Genomic DNA, 20,972 nt, shown 5'->3' with positions numbered 1-20,972 from the left:
GACCAAGCTCGCGATGTGGCTTGATGAGGGGCCGGCCGCGCACGGCTGGGCGGACGACCAGGTGTGGACCGCCGCGCGGGTACGCACGCTGACCGGGCGGAAGTTCCACCTCTCCTACAGCGTCTCCGGGGTCACTCGGCTGCTGCACCGCATGGGCTACAGCGTGCAGATGCCCGCCCGGCCCGCCGCCGAACGCGACGAGGACGCGATCACCGCATGGCGGGAGGCGACCTGGCAGGAGGTAAAACCCTCCGGGCGGCGACCGGCGCGTTCATCTGCTTCGAGGACGGAGCGGGCGTGACCGGCCGGCCGCCCAAGGGCCGCACCTGGGGCCGGCGCGGCATCACCCCGAGGGTCAAGGTGTCCGGCCGTAGCCGGGGACGTCTCTCGGTGGCCGGTCTGCTGTGCTTCCGGCCGGGCCTGCCCGCCCGTCTGTGCTACCGGCTGCGTCGGCATACCGGCCGCAAGGGCGAGCGTCGCTCGCTGGGCGAGGCGGACTACATACGCCTGTTGGATGGCGCCCACCAACTGCTCAAGGCCCCGCTGATCGTGGTGTGGGACCGGCTGAACACCCACATCTCCAAGAGGACGGCCGGGTCGTCCTGCTCAACCCGCACCCCACCACTTCCAAGTCCGGCGGATCGCCATGGATGCGGCGGAAGGCTGTCCGACGGCAGCGATCACGGTGGTGTGCCGGAACTGAAGCGTGTTGTAGAAGGTTGTGCTCAGGCCGGGCCAGGGCCGGCTCCGGGGCTGCTCTGATCACGTGATGAGGGCGAGGTTGCGCATGTGGGCGAAGGCGTGCCCGCACGCGTCTCGTGGAGGAGAGCGAGCGGTGCCGTACGCGACGAGCCAGCCTTTTTCGCCGAGCGCGAGCGCATTGTGCGCACGGCCGAATACCTCGTCATCGGATCCTGGAAGGGAGACGGCCGGGAGGACCTGGGACACGTACCGGCGAGGGGTGATCGCACGGTTTGTCATTCGCGGCCTTTCGGGCCTTCCTCGGTACGGCTTCCATGGGACGCGCCGCCTCACGGTCGTTCTGGACGACGAGAAGGACCCGGGCCGTCAACCTGGGCTCTCGTCGTGGAGTACTCGCCTGCGGGGTCCGTAAGAGGCCGAGCCGCGTAGGCAATGCGCACGACACCGTCCTCGTGGCGTTCCGTGCGGGCTTCGACCCCGAAGACCTCGCGCATCATCTCAGGCGAGAGGACGTCGAGCACCGGTCCGGCGGCCACCACCGTGCCGTGGTCAAGGAGGACGATCAGATCGCAGAGGCGGGCGGCCAGGTCGAGGTCGTGCAGAACGGCCAGGGTGCTCACACCGGTCGAACGGATGAGCTCGAGCAGTTCGAACCGGGCACGGATGTCGAGGTGATTGGTCAGTTCGTCCAGGACCAGCAGAAGAGGCTCCTGTGCCAGTGCCCGGGCGAGCAGGACTCGTTGGCGTTCGCCCCCGGACAGGGACACGTACTCCCTCTCGGCGAAGTGGCGTATCCCGCAGCGGCCGATCGCATCGGCGACGGCACTTCGGTCGTCCGGGCCTTCGCGTCCGATCAGGCCGTGATGGGGTGTGCGGCCCAGTGCCACGATCTCGGCCACCGACAGCCCTCCGATGCTGCCCGCCGAGTCCTGGAGGACCGCAGCAGTACGGCGGGCCGCGGCACGGGGCGTGAGGCTCCAGACGTCGTCGTCGTCGACTCTGACGACTCCCCGGGCGGGGCGGAGCGACCGGTAGACCGCGCGGAGCAGAGTTGACTTGCCGCTGCCGTTGGGGCCGACGAGGCCGACGATCGAACCCGGCAGAACGTCCAGGTCGACCCCGTGGAGGACAGGCGTCCCGTCCAGCTCGACGTGCAACTGGTCGACGGTAAGCCTCATACGGTGTCCAAGCCTTTGTTGCGGCGCAGCAGCCATACGAAGAACGGTGCGCCGAGCAGGGCGGTCAGGATGCCCAACGGCAGTTCGTTCGGCCGGATGACCGTACGGGAGAGAAGGTCGACGAGCACGAGGTAGACAGCGCCGAGCAGCGCGGTGAGCGGGAGCAGGCGCCGGTGGTCCGCACCCACGGTCAGTCGCACGAGGTGCGGAATCATCAGCCCGACAAATCCGATGCCGCCAGCCACCGCGATGACCGAACCGGTGAGCAACGCGGTGATGACGAGCAGCAGGGCGCGCAGGCGGTTGACGTCCACGCCCAGAGCGGTCGCCGACTCGTCGCCTGCCAGGACCGCGTTCAGCTGCCGCCCGAACAGGCCGAGCAGAGCGGTGCTGGTCAGTACGACAGTCGCGACCACGGGGAGCTGGTCCCACTGGGCGCCAGCGACGCTGCCCAGCATCCAGAACATGACCGTCCGCAGTTCGGTGGGCGTCGCCCAGAGCTGCACGAAGCTCGTCGCCGACAGCAGTACGTAGCCGACTGCCACGCCTGCCAGCACCAGGCGTGTCGGGGCCAGGCGTCCGCGACGCCGTCCCAGGGCGAAGACCACCGCTCCGGTGGCGAGAGCGCCGAGGAACGCGGCTCCCGCGACCCCCACTCCGCTGATCCCGATCCCGCCCAGCGTGATGACCAGGACCGCGCCGAAGGACGCTCCGTAGGAGAAGCCGAGTACGGTGGGATCGGCCAGGGGGTTGGAGACCAGCGTCTGGAGGACGGCTCCGGCTACTGCCAGGCCGGCTCCCGCGAGGGCCGCGAGGAGGACCCGGGGCGTGCGGAAGCTCCACACGATCTGGTCCAGCGCGGGGTCGGCGACCGCATCGTGGCCCGTCAGGTGATGGGCCACGATGCTCCAGACGTCCGCCACCGGTACGGTGATCGCGCCGATGCCGATCGCCGTGATCATGGCGGCGAGCAGCGCGGCGAGCAGGACGGCGATGCCGAGGGAGAGGCGCAGGCCGGTCAGAGCGCGTCGGGGTGGAGCGTCTTGGCGATTTTCTCCACCGCCACGTCGTTGCTGGGGCCGAGGTAGATCGAGTCGGACAGCACCACGTACGCGTCGTTCTTCGCCGCCGGCCACTGGGGGAACTCCTTGAGCAGCTTCTTGGCATAGGCCGTGGGGTCGGGGTCGTTGTAGCCGATGACGACGAGGGCGTCCACGTCGGCGGCGGCGATCTTCTCCTTGCTCAGGTCCGCGAAGGAGGTCTTGGAGGCCGACTCAAAGGCGTTGGTGCCGCCGGCCTTGGCGAGGATGTCGTTGTAGATCCCCTTGGCGACGACGGAGCTGAAGTCGTTGCCGCCCATCGCCATGTTGGAGAAGAGGACCATGACCTTGGGCTTCTTCTTGCCCTTGACCTTCTCCGCGATGTCCGCGATGCGCTTGTCCGACTCGGCGATCAGTTTCTCGGCGCGGTCGCTGACGCCGAAGACCTTGCCCATGTCGCGGAGCAGGGTCTGGCTGTCCGCGATCGTCATTCTGGACGTGTCCTGGTCACAGCCCTGCGGTGAGATGTAGGTGTTGGCGCCCACGTCCTTGAGCTGGTCGCGGGTAGCGAAGCCGTTCTTGGCGTCGAATCCGTACGCGGTGGTGGACAGGACCAGGTCGGGGCGCTGGCCGAGCATCGCCTCGCGAGGGATGTCGAAGGCGTCGTTGAGCTTGATGTCCCCCTTGGGCAGAGCCTTGATCGCGTCGGCGCGGCCGGGTACTTCCGACATGCCGTAGCTCTGCTGGTTGACGACGATGCGGTCCTCAAGTCCCAGCGCCAGCAGCGTGGAGACCTCGGCGACGGAAGCGCCGTTCATGACGACCACTCTGCTGGGGGCCTGCGTGAAGGTCTGCTTCGCCCCGCAGTTCTCCAGCGTCACCGGGTAGTCGGTGGCCGAGGACGCGGCGGGCTGCTCGGCTTCCGTCTTCTTCTCGGCCGAGGACTCCGCGCATCCGGCGGTCGCGAGTCCGACGACGGCTGTCAGTCCGATGGCGACGAGCCGGTTGGTGGACATGTGTGCTCCTAGCGTGAGGCTGGCTGTTGGCCGGGGTTCGTTTCAAGAGTCGTGCGGTGCCCGGAACGAGTTCCCGGGTGCTGCGCCGAATCTGCGGACGCCCCAGCGGAAGCCGGCGGAGGGGGCAGTGCACCGATGGCCACGCAGTGGTCCAGTTGTCGGAAGAAGGCGGCTCGGTCGACGACCGGGTGCTCGGGAGGCAGGGGACCGTCGGCCGATGCCAGGCTCTGCCGTACGTTGTCCGCCCGTACGGTCGCGAGCCCGAGGTCCTCGTCCGGCCGGTCCGGCCCCGAAGGCAGGGACTCGAAGAAGGCGAGGACTGCGGCGGCGTCCGCCGAGTCCCGGGGCATCCGCTCCCGCCAGGTGCCCAGGGGAAGAACCTCGATCGGGTAGCCGTACTCCCGCAGCCAGCGGTGCAGGTCTTCCTGGCGCACGGGTATCCCGGCGTGGTGGTGGACCACGGAGCTCTGGCGGTGTGTACCGGGACCGACCGCCACGATCTCGGCCGCGGCACGGTCGACCGGGGTCCAGGACTCCTCCGTGAAGAGGTCGGGCACGATCCCTGCTGGCACACCGGCCCGCAGGACGGTCCACAGGAAGTCCTGACTGTTCACCGCCCCTGTGGCGACCGGGCCGACCACGCGTCCCAGCCGGTGCACCGTGACAGGGAGACCGCGTTCGAAGGCTTGCTCCAAGAGTCGCTCGGAGGCCCACTTCGACTGCTGGTAGCCGTAGCGCAGTCCCTCGTGGGCTTCGAGGAACTCCTCCGGGAACTCGTCGCGCAGAGCGCGCGGCGGGCCGACCGAGAGCGTGGAGACGTAGTGCACCGGGATGCCGCGCGGGGCGGCCAGGCGCAGCAGGCAACGGGTGGATTCGGTGTTGGCCGGGCGGAGGGTGGTGTAGTCGCGGACCACGCTGACCGCCGCTCCGTTGTGGACGATCGCGTCGCAGGTGGACTCGAGCTCGGTCAACTCGTCCTGACGCAGGCCGAGCTCCGGCAGGGCCAGGTCCGCCGCGAGGGCGGTGACACGCTGACGCTCGGCCTGTGACAGCGTCACTCCGGCGGCTTTCAGGGCAGAGTGCACGCGCGCCAGGGCATCCTCGGCGCTCCTGTCCCTGACGGCGCAGACGACCTCTGCGTTCGTCGAGCGGAGGAGCTCCACGAGGAGGTGTGCGCCCACGAATCCCGTCGCTCCGGTGAGAAGAATCCGTCGGGGAGGCCACGGGGCGCTTCCGTCTCCCGGGCGGATCTCCGGATCGAGGACGGTGTCGGCTGCCAGGGAGGGTGGCAGCACGGAACGGATGGAGCTCGGCGTGAGAGCGCCGGAGCCGAGGAAACCGGCGAGCTCGGCGGGGGTGGCGTACTGGAAGATCCAGGCGACCTTCACCTCCCTGTCCAGCTCCGCAGCCAGGCGGTTGGCGGCTTGAATGGCCTGCAGGGACTGGGCTCCCCGTTCGAACACATCGTCGTGCGTGGTAAGGCCCTCCGCCGCGAGCACCTGGCGCCAGACGCCGATGACGGTGGCCTCCAGTGTGGCGCCGCCCCCGGTGTCCCCGGGGACGGCCGTGCGCGAGGGCAGGGAGGCGAGGAGAGCGGCACGGTCCGTCTTGCCCGAAGCGGTGCGCGGCAGGCGGGGCAGGAACGTGATGGACGTGGGGATCATCGGCCCGGGCAGCCGGGCCCGGAGGTGGTCGCGAATCCCTGCCGTGCTGGGCCGCGGTCCGGCCGGTACGAGATGGGCGGTGAGCCTGCGCGTCCCGTCGAACAGCACCTGGCCGACCACGGCGGCGTCGCTGATGCCGGGGTGGGAGAGCAGGGCGCTCTCCACTTCGGCTGGCTGGACGCGGTGACCGCTGATCTTGAACTCGTCGTCCACGCGGCCGAGGTAGCGCAGGAGTCCGTCCTCGCCCACCTCCACGAGGTCGCCGGTGCGGTAGGCGGGCGGGGAGTCGGGCAGGCGCTCCAGCGGGGCAAAGCGCTCCGCGGTCTCCTCTGGTCGGCCGCGGTAGACGTTGCCGAGGGCGGGGCCCAGCAGATAGAGCTCACCGTCCACGACAGCCGCCCGGCCGCCCGGCAGGGGACGGCCCACCGGCGTGTCGTTGGCGGCGAGAGCCGGGTCGTGCAGGTCGGCGACGGTGGCGACGACGGTCGCCTCGGTCGGACCATAGGTGTTCAGGAGCCGGACGGTGGAGCCGACCGCCCTGCGCCAGCGTGCGGCCCGTTCGGGCAGCGCTGCCTCACCGCCGATGACCACGGTGTGCACGGTGTCCGGCAGGGAGCCCGCTCCGGTGGACACGGCGTAGGCCAGCTCGTGCCAGTAGGCGGTCGGCAGGTCGAGAACGCTGATGTCCAGGCGCTCGCACTCCGTCAGGAAGTGCGAAACCGAGTCCGTCATGTCCTGCGGCCTGATCACCAGCGTGGCGCCGGAGCACAGGGTCAGGAAGATCTCCTCGATACTGGTGTCGAAGTGCAGCGGGGCGAACTGCAGGACGCGGTCGGCCCGGTTCAGCCCGTAGCGGAGACCGGCGCCCGCAACGAAATGGGCCAGTGCCCCGTGCCCCACCTCGACGCCTTTGGGCTGTCCGGTGGAACCGGACGTGTGCATCACGTAGGCCGGTTCCTCGGCTCCGGGGGCGGACGGTGCCGGGCCCGCCGACGGAATCTTCCGCGCGATGTCGAGCAGCAGAACCTCGTGGTCCGGGAAGAGGTGGGTGTACGACGGTGTGGTGACGACGAGGTCCGGTCCTGCGGAGATGAGCAGGGTGGCCGTCCGGTCCGCCGGGGCGGTCGGGTCGAGGGGGCAGTAGACGGCGCCTGCGGCCATGACGCCCAGCAGGACGGTCACCGCCGCTATGCCGCGCGGCAGCGCGACGGCGACCAGGTCGCCGCGCCGCACCCCGTGGTCGGCAAGGAGCCGGGCGGTCCGGCGTACCTCGCCGAAGAGTGCGGCGTACCCGATGCTCCGGTCGCCCTCCTCCACGGCCACCACGCTGCTGCGGCGCGCCGCGTGGTCGGCGATCAGGGAGAGCACGGGGCGCGGTGGAGCGGGAAGGGGATCTCCGTCCAGCACGCGGACCCCGGTGGAACGCGCCGCCGAGGCGGAGGGAAGGGTGCCGATCGGGCGGTCGGGCTCTGCCACGGCTTCCGTCATCAGGTCGAACAGGGCCCGCCGGTGTCCGGCGACCTCCGCTGCGGTGTAGAGCTCGGGGTTCCCGTCCACGGCGAAGTGCAGGGACGCGCCCTCGGAGCGGTCGTATACGTTGAAGGCGAGGTCGTCCACGGGGCCGGCCGAGACGTTCTGCACCGAGCTGCGGTATCCGGCGAACCGGAGATCGTAGGCGAACGGCATGATGTTCACCCCCGGGCCGGACAGCCGTCGGCCTCCGCCAACCAGCCGCAGGTCGCGCCGGATCTGCTCGTAGCGGTAACGCTGGTGGGGCAGGGCGGAGCGCACCTCGCGGGACACCGCGCCGACCAGCGTGCGCAGGCTGTCCTCCGCGCCGACGGTCAGCCGCAGCGGCAGTACGTTGCGGACCATGGCGGGTACGCGCAGAGACACAGAGCCGAAGCGTCCCATCGCCGGGATGCTCAGCACGATCTCTGGTGCGCCGGTGGCGTGGTGGAGATGGGCGGCGGTGACGGCGAGCAGGACTTCCGACCAGGACGCCGACAGGGCACGTGCCGTGGCCCGGAGCGCCGCGGTGGTCCCGACGTCCAGGGTTGCGGCGTCCCGGTGAAAGGAGGCTGCGGGCAGGGCCGACCGGGCCGCCGGTGTGGCCACCGCGGGCCGGTCGGCGTACCGGCGGGTCCAGTGGTCCCGGTCGCGGGCGAAGTGCTCCGATGCCCGGTAGGCGGCCTCCTCCTCGCGTACCGACGCGAGGGTTCCGAAGCGGCTCGGGCCGACGGCCGTGCCCGCGACGAGGGCGGTGTAGACGTCGGCCACGCGCCGTGCGACCAGGGAGAGGCCGAAGCCGTCTAGGGCGATGTGGTGGACGCGGTGGTACCAGAGAAAGCGGTCGGCGGCGAGGCGGAACAGGGCATGCCCGAACAGCGGGCCACGGGCCAGGTCGACGGGGCACGCGATGTCCGCGTCGATCCAGCGGAACACCTCGGCCTCCGGGTCGGGTGCCCCGGAAACGTCAGCGGTGTGAAGGCTCCACTCGGGTGCCGGAGCGTCCACCTGCCGGGGGCGCCCCTCGCCGTCGGTCGAGAAGACGCAGTGCAGGGCCTCGGTCTCGTCGACCGCCCGGCGCAGCGCGGCCTCGAACAGCTCCTCGCACACCGGGCCCTCGATCACCACGTACTCGGCCGTGTTGTAGGCGGGGCTGCCGGTGTCGAGCTGGTGACCGGTCCAGATGCCCTCCTGCGCTCCGAGCAACGGATGGTGGAGGCGGTCGCTGTCAGGCGTCGTCATGCCGTTCTTCTTCCTGTCGTTCGTTCAGAAGCCGCCACCAGTGCCTGAAGGAGGTCTGTTCGGCCAGATCGATGAAGGAGACATCGATGCCATACGCCTGCCAGCGTTCGACCAGCGTGATGACCCGGAGGGAGTCAAGCCCGGCACCGGCGGGGTGCTCGTCGAGGTCGACCTCCTCGGGCTGCTGGTAGAGGAGTTCCGCGAGGTCCGCGCGGAACTGTTGGGGGGTGAGGGCAGCGGGCATGGTGGTCCTCTCTCTTCGCGCTGCTTGCGGCGGGGGTCAGTTGACCTTGCGGCCCGGTCCGCCCCAGAACCGGTCCCGCAGCGCGCGGCGCAGGATCTTCCCGCTGGGGTTGCGCGGAACGTGGTCGATGAACTCGTACTTCGCGGGCAGCTTGAACGCGGCCAGCCGGGGGGTGAGAAAGGTGTGCAGGTCGCGTGGGCGGGGGGCCGGGCTGCCTTCGGCGGTGACGATGAAGGCGTGGACGTACTCGCCCCAGCGGTCGTCCGGAGCGCCGACGACCACTGCTTCGGCCACGCCTGGGTGGTGCTCCAGCACGTTCTCGATCTCCGCCGGGTAGACGTTCTCCCCTGCCACGAGGATCGCGTCCTTGATGCGGTCGCATATGAACACGTAGCCGTCCTCGTCGACGAAGCCGGCGTCCCCGGTGCGGATCCAACCGTCGACGAGCGTCTCAGCCGTCTTGTCCGGGAGCCCCCAGTACCCCACCATGTGCGCCGGTGTGGCCAGGCAGACTTCGCCCACGGCACCGGGCGGCAGCGGGGTGCCCCGGTCATCGATCACCTGCACGCGTACGCCGGGGTAGGGGCGGCCCGCCGCCTGCATGAGGGGCGCTCCCGGCTCGTGGACGGCCGGCGGAAGGCACACCGCCGTGTTTCCCGTCTCCGTGAGCCCGTAGATCTGGGCGAACTCGCAGCGGAACACCGCCAGGCTCTGTTCCAGCAGCGTCTCGGAGATCGGTGAGCCGCCGTAGACGATCTTGCGCAGTGTCGCGAAGTCGGCCGGCGTGACTCCCGGCCGGGTCAGCATCATCCGCAGCATGGCCGGGACCACGCAGGCGGTGGTGATACCGAGCCGGTGGATCAGGTCGACGGCCTGGGCCGCGTCGAAGGCCCGCATCGCCACGACCGTCGTGCCGGCGTTGAAGTTCTGCGCGGCCCACCACATGCCACCGATGTGGAAGCCGGGGATTCCGATGAGTGCGATGTCACCGGCCCGCCAGTCGATCCAGTCGACGCCTGCCTCGGCCATGGCATCCGCGATGGCGAAGAAGCTGCGGTGTGCCAGCACGACGCCCTTCGGCAGTCCGGTGGTTCCGCTGGTGTAGAGCTGGGCCACCGGGGTGTCGCGCGTCGCGGCGTACGTCGCGTCGGCCCCGGAGTGCGGCGCTTTCCAGTCGTCGTAGCCACCGGCCGCGTCGAGAGCGATGACATGCTCCGGCGGTGCGATCGGCATGCCGTCGACGACGGGCTGGAACTCCTCCTCGACGAGGAGGAGCCGGGTGCCCGAGTCCTGGAGTATGTGGCTGACCTCCGGCGAGGTCAGCCGCCAGTTCACCGGTACGAGGACGGTTCCGGTCTTGGCGCAGGCGAAGAGGATCTCGTAGTACCGCTCCGATTCCTTGCCCAGGTAGGCGACCCGGTCGCCGGCGGAGAGACCGGCGGCGCGAAGCGCCTGCGCGGTGCGGCTGCTTTCCTGGTGCAGTGCCGCATAGGTGAGTGTGGTGTCCGAGCAGATGACCGCCGGCGTGTCCGGCTGCCGTTCGGCGTGGAACCGGGCGGTGTCGACGAGCGTTGCGAGCTGGCGGTGCGGCCGGGTGCCCGGCTGTGGGGCGTCGTGGAAGCGCATGGGAGGTATCCGTCCTGATCGTGCCCGTGACAGGGCGTGCCTGAGTCAGGCGATGTTGACGAAGGCGAGGGTGGCGTCACCGTCGCAGCGGCCGCCCTCGGTGTCCCAGTAGCGGTAGGCGGTGGTGGCCATGAGGAGCGGACTGCCGCCGGGGGACCGGAGATCGACGGACCGGAACTCCATCTCGCCCGCGAAGTCCCGCTGGTTCACCGGGCGTTGGAAGCGGGAGGCGAACCGCGCGATGAGGATGTCCGGCAGCTGATGGCGCCAGAAGTCCTCCAGCGTCCAGGACTCGAACCCGGTCAGCAGTTGTTCCTTCACCGACTTGGCGACGAGGTAATACATCATCTGGTTGTAGGCGATGTTCACCTCCACCGAGTTCAGGTGACCGGTGTCGTCGATGTAGCAGGACTCCGGGATCGCGAACGATGCCCGGACCCGCGACAACCCGTCGGCAAGCCCCGAGACCTCCGCGGTGAGAAGGTAGCGGCAGTGCTCCTTGTACGGTGCGAGCACCCGGGGGATCAGTTCCTGATCCGTGGCGAAGGCCTGCTCCGGACGGGCGTCGGCACTGTGCCCGACGGCCTGTGTCATGCCCTCTCCAGACCGTCGTGCAGCTTGCGCTCGTCGTGGACGGTGACGCGGTACGAGACCGTGGGCTCGGGCGTGGTGGTGTGCCGGGCACAGTGGATGAGGCTGCGGTTGTCCCAGACAAGCAGGTCGCCCTTCTCGAAGCTCTGGAGATGGATGTTCTCGTGCTCGAAGGTCTTGTCGAGCTGGCCGGTCGCCTCGAAGAGCCTCTGGAGAAGGGCCTCGTCGAGGGGCTCACCCTGTGCGTCCTCGATGCCGACGGTGAAGCCCTCACTGAGGTAGAGCACCGTCTCGCCAGTCATCGGGTGGGTGAAGACGGTCGGCTGGAGAACGGCGGGCGTCTTCTGCTCCACCTCGTCGATGATCTCCGACAGGGGCCGGTAGACGTCGTGGGGACGGACCTTGAAGTACTTGCGCACCGAGTGCCGGCACCGGGTTCCGGCGATCTCCTGCTTGAGCTCGTCGGGCAGCTTCTCGTACGCCGCTCCCATGTCGATGAAGTACGTGCCCCGGTTCTTCTCCGGTATGACCTGTGGGTGGATCAGGGTGATTCCGAACGGGTCGGGCATGAACTGGTAGTCGGCGTGCCAGAACTTGCCCGTCTTGGGTACGCCGATCTGCTTCCCGTTCTCCGGGACATTCGACGACACGAACACCTCGGTCACCTCGGGGTGCTGGTACATCGGCTCGTAGTACGTCTCCGGGCGGCCCAGTCGGCTGCCCAGCTCCAGGAACGAACGGGGCGACAGCTCCTGGGCCTTCAGGACGGCGATCTTCCGGCGGTAGACGGTCTCCTTCAGCGCCTCGATGTCGTTCTCCGAAGCCGTGGTGTGGTCGAAGTCCTCGACGGATGCGCCGATGGCCCTGCCGGCGTTATCGGTGATGCGCATGGTGGTACTCCTTCTGTTCCGGTGGAAAGGGAACGGCTGCCGTCGTGTCAGGCGGCCAGGCGGGTGTCGATCAGCTCGGCCGTCGCACCGAGGGTGAGGTGCGGAACCAGCTCGCTGTCCTCGACCGTGACGCCGAGGTGGCGCTCGATGTGGATGCTGATCTCGACCATGGTCAGCGAGTCGACATCGAGGCTGGCGTAGGTCGCCTCGGGTCGGAACTGTTCGGGCGGGGCGTCGTGCAGGTTGCTGAGGATGGACACCAACTGTTCGTACGTGGCGGTCATGGGGTGGATTCCTCTCCGTGATGGGACGGTTCGGCGACTGGCGGAAGCGCGGGCCAGGTCAGGAGGCAGGAGCCCCAGGTGAGGCCGCCTCCGAAGGCGGTGAGCAGGACGCGGTCGCCCGGCCGCAGCGCCCGCTTCGCGTGGCTGTCGGCCAGGGCCAGGGGGATGGAGGCGGCGCCGGTGTTGCCCGCCGTCTCGACGTGGGTGGCGCAGCGGTCGACGGGCAGCCCCAGGTCGTCGGCAACGGTGCGCAGGATGCGCAGGTTCGCCTGGTGGGGGACGAAGCGGTCGACGTCCGCGATGCCAAGGCCGGCCCGGTCGAGCACGGTGCGGGCCGAACCCACCATGCGGGTGACCGCGTGGCGGTACACCTCCTTGCCGCGCATGGCGAAGTGCCGTTCGGCGCGGGAGGTCTGGCGGGGATCGGCCGACTGCCGGGAGCCACCGGCCGCGACCGTGATCATGTCCTCGTGGGCACCGTCGCTGCCGAGGTCGAACGGACCGATCGCTCCCGCCTCTGAGGCGTGCCCCGCCCGCAGGACGACGGCTCCCGCGCCGTCACCGAAGACGACGGCGTTCTGGCGGTCTTCCGGGTCCACGATGCGGGAGTAGACGTCCGCCCCGATCACCATGACGCTTGTCACGACACGCGAGGTGATCAGTCCCGCCCCCGCCGCCAGGGCGTAGACGAAGCCGGTGCACACGGCGCCCACGTCGAAGGCCGCCGCACCGGTCAGACCGAGCCGCGATGCCACCAGCGGCGCAGTGGCGGGGCAGGTCCGGTCGGGCGTGGTGGTGGCGACGATGACGGCGTCGGCCGTGTCCGCTCCCGAGTTGGCGAGCGCCCTGCGGCCCGCTTCGACGGCGAGGTCGGAGGTGGCCTCCTCCGAGGCGGCGAGATGCCTGCTGCGGATACCGGTGCGGGTGCGTATCCAGATGTCGTCGGTGTCGAGCCGGTCCGCCAACTCGTCGTTGCCGACCTTGCGCAGGGGCAGCCGGCCGCCAACGCCACTGAGGACGGCGGCGGGATTCGACCGGGCGGCGGATGTCGCGGACATGATTCTCCTGGGGCAGTGGTGTCGGTGGGGCCCAGGCGGGCCGGGTGAGGGGCGGAGCTCCTACGAGGTGTCTCCGCGGCGGATCAGCAGGGCGGCGACCGAGCCGAGCGCCAGCGCCCCGGAGGTGAGCAGCAGTGCCGTCCGGATGCCGTCGACGAGGACTGGAACGAGCGACTCCTGTCCGATACCGGAGGCCGCCGCGACGAGCAGCGCGAGACCAACGGCGCCTCCCACCTGAAGGGCCGTGGACGCGATCCCGGAGGCGATGCCCTGGTCGCCCGGTGACACACCCGAGGCGGCGGCGATCCACACGGCCGTCCATGCGGCGCCCTGCCCGATGCCCATCAGCACGATTCCCGGCAGCAGCGCCGGATAGGGGCCGTTCGTGGCCACACCCGGCACCAGGGCGAGAGCACCGGCAGCGCCGAGCCCCAGCCCACCGACCAGCAGGCGCCGCATTCCGAACAGAGGCACGGCACGGGCCCCTGTCTGCGTGCCGACCGCGACGATGACTGCCGGCACGAGGAAACAGAGCCCGGTGACGAACGCGTCGTAGCCGCGCACCGCCTGAAAGTAGAGGGTCAGGAAGTACGGGAGCGAGCTGAACGTCGCGCTGAACAGAGCCGCCACACCCGTGGCCGCGACCAGCCCACGGTGGCGGAAGAGCCGAACGGGCATCAGGGGATCGCGCGCACGCGTCTCGATGACGGCGAGGAGGCCGAGACAGAGGAACCCCGCGGCGCCGGCCGCCAGGACGGCGGGGCGCGTCCATCCCGCCACGGGGGCGTACACCAGCACGAAGACGAGCAGGGTGAGCCCCGCGGTGGCCGCGAGCGCTCCCGCGATGTCGAAGCGCCGCGCGCGGTCCCGGGGCGGGTCTGCGGCGAACAGCACGCGTCCGAGGACGGCGAGCGCCAGGGCCATCGGCACGTTGACGACGAACACCGATGGCCAGCCGAATCCCTGGACCAGCACACCACCGAGGAGGGAGCCGAAGCACAGTCCGCCCGCGCCGGCGGCACCCCAGATCGCGAGCGCCCGGTTGCGTACCGGCCCTTCGGCGTAGGTGGTGTTGATGAGTGACAGCGTGGCCGGGAACAAGAGGGAGCCACCGACTCCCTGGGCGGCGCGTACCGCGAGCAGGAGCCAGGGAGACTGTGCGAGTCCGCCGACCAGCGACGAGAGTGCGTATGTCGCCGTGGCGAGGACGAACATCCTCCGACGCCCCAGGAGATCCGCCGCGCGTCCGCCGAGCAGCAGGAATCCTCCGGTGGTGACGACGTACGCACTGACCACCCACTGGAGGTCGTGGTCGGAGAATCCCAGCCCTGTGCCGATGTCCGGCAGCGCCACGTAGACGATGCTGTAGTCGAGCGAGATGACGAGCTGGGCCGACGCGAGGACGACCACCGGAAGGCCGAGGCGTCGTCGTGCTGCTGAGTGCTCAGCAGTGGCAGCGGACATGATCACTCCCTCTCGGAATGAAGATCTCGATGGACTACGTGGTGAGTCGTGGACGGCCTGGAAGAGCTGCCTGCGGCCATGCCGAACCTCGCCTCGGTACAAGGGCGCAGAACAAAGAAGTCGTCGGAAAGCCGGTCCGGTATTTCGGTGACGACACGGCGAACGGTGGAGTGCTCCGGGTAGCTCGCCGAGGAGCCATGCCGCAGAGGTGCGTGCGGCAGCCGGAGGAACCTTCAGCGGGGGCGGTGCGCGCCTGGAACCGGTCCGTCCGAGTGCGGTACGGCCCCCGGGGTCACATCTCCTCCAACAGCTTTCGCACCTCCGTCACCAGGACGGTCAGCGCCTGCCGCTCGGGGATGGTTGTCTCCGGATGCCAGAGATCGGCCAGAAGGCAGGTCCGTGGGCGGGTTCCCCGGTTCTCAGCGTGATGTTCGAAGGAGTAGTCGAAAAGCAGACAGCGTCCTTCCTCCCAGGAACGCGTCTCGCCGGCAACGGTGATGTCGCAGTCGTTCGGAATGTCGACAGCGAAATGGAGATTGATGCTGAAGTTCCACAGATCGCAGTGCGGAGCGATGCGTGAACCCGGCAGCAGTGTCGAGAAGTGGCTCTCCAGCAAAGGGCAGATGAGTTCATCGCCGACGGCGACATTCTTGATGATGTCGAACGCGGTGGGAGCGACCGTGGCGGAATCCGTGACGAGCGCCCCGTCCCGATACAGGTGGAGAGACTGCCAATCGTCCTGGCGTGTCAAGTAGTGCTCGTAGTCGGAGAAGACCTCACGCTTTGTCTGCCAGGCCCTCTCCAGCTCTGCCCTGATCGCGCTGTGGGCCCACTCCAGGGCGTCGACGAGCGACGCGACGGCCGGATCGCTCCTCGGATCGTGCCAAGGCTTCTGCGATATCCCCGGCAGGATCCACTTCGCGCCCGCCTGCAGTGGATGCCGTGGCAGCCTTCCCGGCGCCATCATCTCCTCCACCCGCGCAAGCGAATCGGGGCCGAACTCGTCCCGTATCGCGGCGAACCGCTCATCGGTCGACTGCATCACGACTTCCTCCCAGCCCTGCTGACACGGAGACCGAGGGAAGGCCGGCCTTTCGCGTCTCGTCCACTCGTCGCTCCCCGCGGCTGCGGCCCCTTACAGGTTGGTGGCCGCTTCGTATCAAGAGTCGAACCGCTCTCCGCCTGAGTTCCCGCCGTGGCCGAGAAAAACCGAGCGGGCGTGCGAGGGGCGTGGGCGGTCGGCGCTGTTCGACAGCCGTGAGTGGGCGCTGTTCATGGCCTGCTCACCGGCCGTGCTCCGAACGGCCCAGCGGCCCGCCGCCAGGCCCGGCTGCCGTCGGCGTCCCCGGCGACACCGACGGCAGCCGGGGCGACCCCGGCTACGATCTCAGGAGGCGGTCCCCAGGGTGACCGGCCTGACGACGGCATCGACGGTGACGCGGCCGGTCCGTTCGAAGTCGAGGGTGAACGTGACGCGGTCCCCGGGCCGCCATGTCTCTCCGGCTGGAAGGGTCACAGCTGTCCCGAAGGGGGACATGTCGACCTCCCCGTACGCCGGAACGCTGACGGTCTCCGTCCGTTCGCGATAGGCCCCGGACGTCGCGTTCATGCGATGGGCGGTCAGCTCGATGCCCGAGACGACGAAGGGGGAGCTCACCGAACGGAGCCGGTCCGGCGCGCCACCGGTGTTGACGATCCGGAAGTAGGCGTTGGTGCTGCTTCCAGGGATCACCGGAAGCAGCACGTGGGACTCCTGCACCTCGATCCTCGCCGGGGTGCCCGCATATCCGGCAACTGTCCACGCGGCAAGGCCGCCGAGAGCGACGACAGAGGCGACTCCGGCAACCGCACCGGTACCGAGCGCCTCCCGTATACGGCGGAAATCGGGACGCCGGTGGAGGTTCTTCATGAGCGCATGCTCCACTGAGAAGGGGGAGAGGGTATGAGGCTCGCGGTGGCAGCGGCCGTAGCCGCCGGGCCGGACGCCCGCGTCACAGGACGTCCCGCGCGGCGGACCGGGCCCGGGGCTGCCGTGCCGGCGACGGCTGCCAGGTGCGGAGCCGCAGACTGTTGGCCACGACGAGTACCGAGCTGAGGGACATGGCGACGGCGGCGACCATGGGGTTGAGCAGGCCGACCATGGCCAGCGGCATGGTCACGGCGTTGTAGCCGAAGGCCCACACGAGGTTGACACGGATCGTGCCCAGCGTGTGGCGGGCCAGCCGGACCGCGTCGGCGAGGGCCTCGATGTCGCTGCGTACGAGGGTGACGTCGGCGGCGCCGATCACCACGTCGGTCCCGGTGCCCATCGCGATGCCCAGGTCCGCTCCCGCGAGCGCGGCCGCGTCGTTCACACCGTCTCCTACGACGGCGACACGCCTGCCTTCGGCCCGGAGCCTGCGCACCAGTTCGGCCTTGTCCCAAGGGGTACAGCGGGCATGGACCTCTGCAATCCCCATGTCCTCGGCCACCGCCCGCGCGACTGCGGCCCGGTCGCCGGTGGCCAGCACAGGCCGTACACCGAGCCTGCGCAGGCGGTCGACGGCGCGGTAGCTGCCGGGGCGGACGAGATCGGCCACCTCGATGAGTGCCGCGGCCGTGCCGTCCACGCGGACCAGGACCGCAGTACGGGCCGACTCGTCCGCCCGCTCCCAGGCGGTACGCAAGGACACGGGCAGATCCGTGCCCTCGGGCGCGAGCACCTCCACGACACGCCCGTCCACGTGACCGCTCACACCCTGTCCCGCGACGGCATGGAATCCGGACACGCCTGGCAGGGGACCATCCCCCGTCACCCGCCGCGCGTGGGCTGTGATCGCCCGGCCCAGCGGATGTTCCGAGCCCTGCTCGACGGCGCCTGCGAGGCGGAGGACTTCGTTCACGCCGAGTCCGTCGGGCACGGCCGTGACCCGTCCCACGCTCATATGCCCCGAGGTGAGGGTTCCGGTCTTGTCGAGCACCACGGTGTCGATGTGCCGGAGTCCCTCCAGCGCCTGCGGACCGCTCACGAGGACACCCAGGCGGGCGCCTCTCCCGGTGGCCGCCACCAGAACCGTCGGCGTCGCGAGCCCCAAGGCACACGGGCAGGCGACGACGAGGACCGCCACGGCGGCGGTGATCGCGGCCTGCGGGTCGGCGTCGGCGCCGAGCCAGAATCCGAGCGTCGTAGCGGCGAGAGCCAGGACGACCGGGACGAAGACGCCCGAGACCGTGTCGGCCAGCCGCTGCGCACGCGCCTTGCCCGCCTGGGCGTCCGTCACGAGCTTCGTGATGCGGGCGAGCTGGGTGTCGGCGCCGACCGCTGTGGCACGGACCAGAAGCAGGCCGCCCACGTTGACGGATCCTCCGGTCACGGTGGCTCCCGGACCGACCTCGACGGGCTCGGACTCGCCGGTGACGAGGGACAGGTCGACGGCCGAGCTGCCCTCGGTCACCTCACCGTCGCTGGCGACACGTTCGCCGGGACGGACCACGAACACCTCTCCGACCCGAAGCCGTTCGATCGGCACCAGTTCGTCGGAGCCGTGGCGGCGGACCGTCACTTCCTTCGCGGCGAGCCGCGCGAGCGAGCGCAGCGCCGCACCGGTCCCGCGACGCGCACGGCCCTCCAGGAATCGGCCTCCCAGAACGAACAGCGGTACGCCCACCGTGGCTTCGAGGTAGACGTGCACCATCCCGTCGGAGGTGGAGGGCACCAGGCTGAAGGGCATGCGCATGCTCGGCTCACCTGCTCCACCTAGGAACAGCGCGTACGCCGACCAGCAGAAGGACGCCACCACGCCGAGGGAGACCAGCGTGTCCATGGTCGCGTTGGTGTGGCGCAGGCCGCTCAGCGCTCGCTGGTGGAAAGGCCGGGCTCCCCAAACGGCGACCGGTGCGGCGAGGACGAAGCACAGCCACTGCCAGTTGTCGAACTGCAACGCGGGAGCCATCGAAAGGACGAGCACGGGGAGGGACAACGCCGCGGTGATGACGAGCCGCTCGCGCTCCTGCCCGACAGCAGCCTCCGCGGAGTCATCGGTTCGCGCGGGCGTCACCTCCGTCGGTGTCACCACCAGTTGTGCCGTGTACCCTGCGGCTTCCACGGCCGACGTCAGTTCACGGGCGGTCATCTGAGCGGGGTGGCTGACCCGGGCCCGTCCGGTGGCCAAGTTCACCTCCGCCGTGACACCCTCCAGCTTTCCGAGCTTGCGCTCGACCCGTCTGACGCACGCCGCGCAGGTCATGCCTCCGACGGCGATGTCCGTCACCACAGCCGCAGGAGCCGAATCAGCCGTCACCGGTGTCCGCCTCCATGATGCATGGGCATCTCCCCGTCGCCCCCGCCGCCCGGAGCGTCACCAGTGATCGCAGGTCCGTGCATTCCTGGTGAGACCGGCCCCACCGCGGCCCCTGCGGCGTGGGCGCCGACGAAAAGCACGCCGAGGAGCAACAGGAAACCGCACAGTGCCGGCGGTGGGACAAATCGGGCGATCGTCGCCCAGGACACGGTGCCTGCCGACTGATCCACAGAGTGCTCCTCCACTTTCTCGACGCGAGCTGTGGTGGAACAGCCCGTGGCAGTCCAGAAGTCGGGGTCGGCGGGCCCGGAGTTCCCCGGCTGCGGAGTGAACAGCATCACAGCCCCGTCCGGGTGGATGGAGGGGCAGTCGCACGCATGCATCATGTGCTTTCGAAACCCGCGGCGCGACAGGAACCAGAAGACGCCGCCGCACGACTACTCATTCGCAAGGTGGTTTCGGAAGTCGGAGTCACAGGCACGGGAGTCGCTGCCGTCCGGGTCTCCGCGTTCGGCGGGGCTCCCCTCCAACAGGGGCGCAGGATCGCCCCGGCGCCGACGCCGGGACCCCGGCATGGAGGTGTCTCGCGGAGGGTGCCAGGATCGGGTGCCATGTCGGTGGGGTGGCAGTTTCGCGCCGCACGGTCCGCATTGTTCGCGACCGTGTGCGTGGCGCTGGCTGCCTGCGGTCACGTCCTCATGTCGGGTGAGCCACTCCCCTGGTGGGCCTTGAGCCTGTGCGTGGGTGGCATCGGCGCACTGGGGTGGCTCGTCGCCGGCAAGGAGCGGGGCCAGGTCACAGTCGTCGCTCTCACCGTCGCGGCACAGGCGGCACTTCACGGCGCCTTCACGCTGCTCCAGACCTCGCAGCAGGCTCCGAATCCGGCCGTCAGTCCCTCCCTGGCGCTGCGGTGGGCCGATGCTCTGCTCTGTGGTCCGCACCAGAACGCCGGGGCAGCAGCGCGGGCGTACGAGATCGCCGAGCAGGCCGGGCTCACCGACAGCATGCCGCTTCCCCCGCTCGAAGGCGGGGCCTCGGCCATCGCCGCCCTCGGGCACGCGTCACATGGTACTGAGGCGATGCAGCCCCTGCATGACATGGGCGCGATGACCGGTACTGCCTCCTGGGGGATGCTCGCGGCGCACGTGCTCGCCGCCGTACTCTGCGGGCTGTGGCTCGCCCACGGCGAGCGCGCGGCCTTCCAGATCCTCAGGGCCGTGGTGGACCGTGTCCACTTCTCTCTGGCACTCCTCAACGCGCTCAGGCCCCTGCCGTCCGCGCCCCCTGCGCCCGCCGTCGATCGCTCCGGCAGGCGCCCGCGCCCGCGGCTGCTCGTCCACACGCTCGTCACCCGGGGACCTCCGTGGGAGACCGCTGTCTGCTGACAGCCGGATCACGTCGGCCGCGGGTCCCGCCGCCGACGCCGGCCCGCGCACGTGGTGCGGGCGAAATCTCTCTCTTCCCGGCACCGAGGCGTGCCCGCTGGCTACGTCCCGTCCGGGATTCCCGGAAGGAACCGCAGTTCCGATGCCCCCTGCCCAGAGACAGCCTGCGGTGACGGAGGACGATATCACCGCATGGGCCGTCGACGCCGCCGCCGGCGACGCGGACGCCTTCGAGCGCGTCTTCCTCGCGCTCCACAGCGATGTGCGGCGATACGTGGCCTGCCTCGCCGACGACCACCAAGTAGCCGATGACCTGGTGCAGGAGACCTTCCTGCGTGCCATGAGCACGGTCCACCTCTTCAAAGGCCGCGGTTCGGCGCGTGCCTGGGTGCTGACCATCGCTCGCCGAGCCGTTGTGGACAGCCTCCGGCGCGCGGCCTCCCGGCCTCGGCTCGCCGACACTTCCGACTGGCAGTACGCCGCGGAGCGCAGTCAGCCGCGTGGCCTGCCCGGCTTCGACGAGGGAATCGCCCTGATGGAACTCGTGGAATCGCTGCCGGACGACCGCCGTGAGGCCTTCGTCCTGACACAAGTGCTGGACATGCCGTACGACGACGCGGCCCGCACCAGCTCGTGCCCCGTGGGCACGATCAGGTCCAGGGTCTCGCGAGCCCGCACGATGCTCACCGCCATGCTCGACGACAAAGCGCAGCCGACTTTGGCCTGCTGACTCGCCGAGATCCGGTCGCGCCTGCGGCTGCTCGGGGCGCTGTTCCGCGCCCCGAGCAGTCGGCCCATC

At 69.9% G+C, this 20,972-nt stretch carries 18 protein-coding genes; 4 read left to right on the top strand and 14 right to left on the bottom strand.

All coding sequences use genetic code 11. The features are described from left to right. Together ACFYY6_RS35490 and ACFYY6_RS35485 are read left to right on the top strand one after the other, a co-directional pair. Nucleotides 1-301, top strand: a 301-nt coding sequence (locus ACFYY6_RS35490) for a winged helix-turn-helix domain-containing protein (protein WP_389197352.1), incomplete at its 5' end; no start/stop codon positions are given. Further along, complete coding sequence (locus tag ACFYY6_RS35485) at nucleotides 298-762, top strand: hypothetical protein (protein WP_351524127.1); 465 nt, start codon at nucleotides 298-300, stop codon at nucleotides 760-762. The genes ACFYY6_RS35490 and ACFYY6_RS35485, both read left to right, overlap by 4 nt. 269 nt (nucleotides 763-1,031) lie before the next feature. On the opposite strand, the gene ACFYY6_RS35480 is transcribed toward ACFYY6_RS35485, so the two are convergent. The 14 genes from ACFYY6_RS35480 to ACFYY6_RS35415 form a co-directional block, all read right to left on the bottom strand. Then, nucleotides 1,032-1,880, bottom strand: coding sequence for an ABC transporter ATP-binding protein (locus ACFYY6_RS35480; protein ID WP_389197350.1), 849 nt, complete (start codon nucleotides 1,878-1,880; stop codon nucleotides 1,032-1,034). Further along, nucleotides 1,877-2,842: an iron ABC transporter permease gene (locus ACFYY6_RS35475; protein WP_351524123.1), complete on the bottom strand. Its 966-nt coding sequence runs from the start codon at nucleotides 2,840-2,842 to the stop codon at nucleotides 1,877-1,879. Before ACFYY6_RS35475 ends, ACFYY6_RS35480 begins: the two co-directional genes overlap by 4 nt. A gap of 56 nt (nucleotides 2,843-2,898) precedes the next feature. Further along, nucleotides 2,899-3,936, bottom strand: coding sequence for an ABC transporter substrate-binding protein (locus tag ACFYY6_RS35470; protein ID WP_389197348.1), 1,038 nt, complete (start codon nucleotides 3,934-3,936; stop codon nucleotides 2,899-2,901). A gap of 8 nt (nucleotides 3,937-3,944) precedes the next feature. Beyond that, the gene (locus ACFYY6_RS35465) at nucleotides 3,945-8,351 is read right to left on the bottom strand and encodes an amino acid adenylation domain-containing protein (RefSeq protein WP_386609291.1); all 4,407 of its coding nucleotides are present in this window, start codon (nucleotides 8,349-8,351) and stop codon (nucleotides 3,945-3,947) included. Next, nucleotides 8,338-8,595, bottom strand: a complete 258-nt coding sequence (locus ACFYY6_RS35460) for a phosphopantetheine-binding protein (protein ID WP_351524118.1) — start codon at nucleotides 8,593-8,595, stop codon at nucleotides 8,338-8,340. The genes ACFYY6_RS35465 and ACFYY6_RS35460 overlap by 14 nt, the downstream gene beginning before the upstream one ends. Before the next feature lie 36 nt (nucleotides 8,596-8,631). Beyond that, complete coding sequence (locus ACFYY6_RS35455) at nucleotides 8,632-10,221, bottom strand: long-chain-fatty-acid--CoA ligase (RefSeq protein WP_351633889.1); 1,590 nt, start codon at nucleotides 10,219-10,221, stop codon at nucleotides 8,632-8,634. Nucleotides 10,222-10,266: 45 nt separating this feature from the next. Continuing rightward, entirely contained in the window at nucleotides 10,267-10,815 is a 549-nt protein-coding gene (locus tag ACFYY6_RS35450; RefSeq protein WP_351524114.1) for an FcoT family thioesterase, read from the bottom strand. After that, complete coding sequence (locus tag ACFYY6_RS35445; RefSeq protein WP_351524112.1) at nucleotides 10,812-11,702, bottom strand: TauD/TfdA family dioxygenase; 891 nt, start codon at nucleotides 11,700-11,702, stop codon at nucleotides 10,812-10,814. Before ACFYY6_RS35445 ends, ACFYY6_RS35450 begins: the two co-directional genes overlap by 4 nt. A 47-nt stretch (nucleotides 11,703-11,749) precedes the next feature. Continuing rightward, nucleotides 11,750-11,986, bottom strand: a complete 237-nt coding sequence (locus tag ACFYY6_RS35440) for an acyl carrier protein (protein WP_351524110.1) — start codon at nucleotides 11,984-11,986, stop codon at nucleotides 11,750-11,752. Continuing rightward, the gene (locus tag ACFYY6_RS35435) at nucleotides 11,983-13,044 is read right to left on the bottom strand and encodes a beta-ketoacyl-ACP synthase III (protein ID WP_351633884.1); all 1,062 of its coding nucleotides are present in this window, start codon (nucleotides 13,042-13,044) and stop codon (nucleotides 11,983-11,985) included. The genes ACFYY6_RS35440 and ACFYY6_RS35435 overlap by 4 nt, the downstream gene beginning before the upstream one ends. Before the next feature lie 60 nt (nucleotides 13,045-13,104). After that, nucleotides 13,105-14,508 (bottom strand): MFS transporter, encoded by a 1,404-nt coding sequence (locus ACFYY6_RS35430; protein ID WP_351633881.1) that lies wholly within the window; start codon nucleotides 14,506-14,508, stop codon nucleotides 13,105-13,107. A gap of 292 nt (nucleotides 14,509-14,800) precedes the next feature. After that, nucleotides 14,801-15,550: an aspartyl/asparaginyl beta-hydroxylase domain-containing protein gene (locus tag ACFYY6_RS35425; RefSeq protein ID WP_351524105.1), complete on the bottom strand. Its 750-nt coding sequence runs from the start codon at nucleotides 15,548-15,550 to the stop codon at nucleotides 14,801-14,803. A gap of 345 nt (nucleotides 15,551-15,895) precedes the next feature. Next, nucleotides 15,896-16,417, bottom strand: coding sequence for a copper chaperone PCu(A)C (locus ACFYY6_RS35420; RefSeq protein ID WP_386609289.1), 522 nt, complete (start codon nucleotides 16,415-16,417; stop codon nucleotides 15,896-15,898). Nucleotides 16,418-16,499: 82 nt separating this feature from the next. Continuing rightward, nucleotides 16,500-18,734: a heavy metal translocating P-type ATPase gene (locus ACFYY6_RS35415; protein ID WP_389197355.1), complete on the bottom strand. Its 2,235-nt coding sequence runs from the start codon at nucleotides 18,732-18,734 to the stop codon at nucleotides 16,500-16,502. 782 nt (nucleotides 18,735-19,516) lie between these two features. Here ACFYY6_RS35415 and ACFYY6_RS35410 point away from each other — a divergent pair. Both ACFYY6_RS35410 and ACFYY6_RS35405 read left to right on the top strand, forming a co-directional pair. Next, nucleotides 19,517-20,173 (top strand): hypothetical protein, encoded by a 657-nt coding sequence (locus ACFYY6_RS35410; protein WP_389197345.1) that lies wholly within the window; start codon nucleotides 19,517-19,519, stop codon nucleotides 20,171-20,173. 142 nt (nucleotides 20,174-20,315) lie between these two features. Further along, nucleotides 20,316-20,903, top strand: a complete 588-nt coding sequence (locus ACFYY6_RS35405; protein ID WP_351524098.1) for a sigma-70 family RNA polymerase sigma factor — start codon at nucleotides 20,316-20,318, stop codon at nucleotides 20,901-20,903. Nucleotides 20,904-20,972: the final 69 nt, after the last annotated feature.

The organism is Streptomyces sp. NPDC001750 (genome assembly GCF_042892615.1).
GTDB lineage: Bacteria > Actinomycetota > Actinomycetes > Streptomycetales > Streptomycetaceae > Streptomyces.
The sequence above is the reverse complement of the archived record's forward strand: the minus strand, read 5'-3'. Positions and strand labels throughout refer to the sequence as shown.